This is a genomic window from Spirabiliibacterium mucosae, from assembly GCF_014884965.1.
Lineage (GTDB): Bacteria > Pseudomonadota > Gammaproteobacteria > Enterobacterales > Pasteurellaceae > Spirabiliibacterium > Spirabiliibacterium mucosae.
Genome location: NZ_JABTBO010000059.1, coordinates 1 through 1,080 on the forward strand (window position 1 = coordinate 1; position 1,080 = coordinate 1,080).

Annotated in this window: 1 protein-coding gene; it reads right to left on the reverse strand. The window is 45.9% G+C overall.

The genetic code is table 11. The annotated features are described in order from the left end of the window. Positions 1-445: 445 nt before the first annotated feature. A complete protein-coding gene (locus HPC37_RS10765; RefSeq protein WP_208123102.1) occupies positions 446-721 on the reverse strand; it encodes an addiction module antidote protein in 276 nt (91 codons plus the stop codon). Between the last annotated feature and the right edge of the window lie 359 nt (positions 722-1,080).

Sequence of the window (1,080 nt, forward strand, 5' to 3'; positions counted from 1 at the left end):
CTTGTTGGGAATTTCTACGTCGCATGCAATACAGGCGTTTGCATGCTTCCTTGAAATTCATCCAACCGCTCCATTTCCGCGCGAAAAATGGCGGATCGAACTCCATCAGCCTGTGTTTTAAACATCAAAGTGCGGTTGCTAAGATCTCAAAAACCGCACTTTGCCTTTTCAAAAAACAAAATTCAGTTATGCGATCCGCCCCCGGAATAAGATGCTGAGCGGGTGCCTAAAGTGCTAGGCGAGTGAGGGTTTGATCCCGAATGAGCTAGTGGCAATTTGGCGCTAAGCGAATATCTTATGGACAGGGGCCATTGCCGTTTCTTTTGGACAAGCAAAGAAAGGAAGTCGCCAACGGCGAAACCGTAGCGCTATGACGGAGTCATAAAAGAGAACAAGGAAAAGAGAAACGCGATGACGAAGTGATAAAACAAAAGTAAAGACACCATCATCGCGCCCGACAAACCAACGCCAAATCCAACGCATGCAACACACGCAAAACAGTATCAAACCGCGGCTTACGCCCGCCTTGCAACGCATTATACAAATTCTCACGCCCCAAGCCAGAACGCTGCGCAACCTCACTCATCCCCCGCGCCCGCGCAACATACCCCAACGCACGAATAAACTCATCATTATCCCCATCCTCAAGCACCTGCGTAAGATACTCACCAATCACCTGCTCATCATCCAAATAATCCACAATATCAAACCGACTTGTCATCCTTCACCCCTTTTAATTTGCGCCCAAAGCTTGATAGCATAGTATCGTATTCGATACATTTAAACAAGTGTTAATAATCACAAACTACAAACCACAAACCGCACTTTGCCTTTGCAAAAACAACGTTCGGTGGGTGTTGATTTTTGGTGCGTTGTGTTTTATAGTTGAAGTCAATGGCGGTGCGTCAACACCGCCATGAATTGGTTCTTAATAAGCGGGGATGCTTATTAATAACAGAACCAACAGGATTATGATGATTCGGATCATAAGAGTCTCTTCTTTCAACCCCGATCGACAGGTCGGGGTTTCCTGTTTCAGGCCCCCTGCCTGAGCGTTTTATTATAACGTATTATTTTATC

Coding starts and splice junctions, on each gene's coding strand:
- HPC37_RS10765 (WP_208123102.1), bottom strand. CDS start 721: ATGACAAGTCGGTTTGATATTGTGGATTATTTGGATGATGAGCAGGTG.